A 266-nucleotide genomic window follows, 5' to 3' on the forward strand; every position below is an offset into this window, starting at 1 on the left:
CGGGTGGTCGCGCTTGCCGGTGACCAGCAATTGGGCGAGGCCCCGCGCTTCGGTTTGCAGTCGGCCCAGGCGGTCTTCCGCCTCACGCGCCGTTGTGCGGGCCTCCTGTTCGGCGCGGGCCAGATCACCGCGCCGGGCCTCGGCGGCCTCCACGGCGTCGCGCGCGGCGGCGAGGTCGGTCTGGGCCGCCTCTAGCGCCAAGCGGGCGGTCTCCAGGTCGGGCGTCTTCAGCGGACCAAGCGCCTCGCGCTCTCGCTGGGCTTGCT

At 74.8% G+C, this 266-nt stretch carries 1 protein-coding gene; it reads right to left on the reverse strand.

The window, feature by feature from the left end; genetic code table 11:
• Positions 1 to 201 (reverse strand): hypothetical protein (locus RYX56_RS25925; protein WP_317124195.1); only part of this gene is annotated, 201 nt, incomplete at its 3' end.
• Positions 202 to 266 lie beyond the last annotated feature (65 nt).

Origin of the sequence: Alkalihalophilus lindianensis (assembly GCF_032843265.1) — a bacterium.
In the GTDB taxonomy this organism is placed as follows: Bacteria; Bacillota; Bacilli; order Bacillales; family Bacillaceae_D; genus Alkalihalophilus; species Alkalihalophilus lindianensis.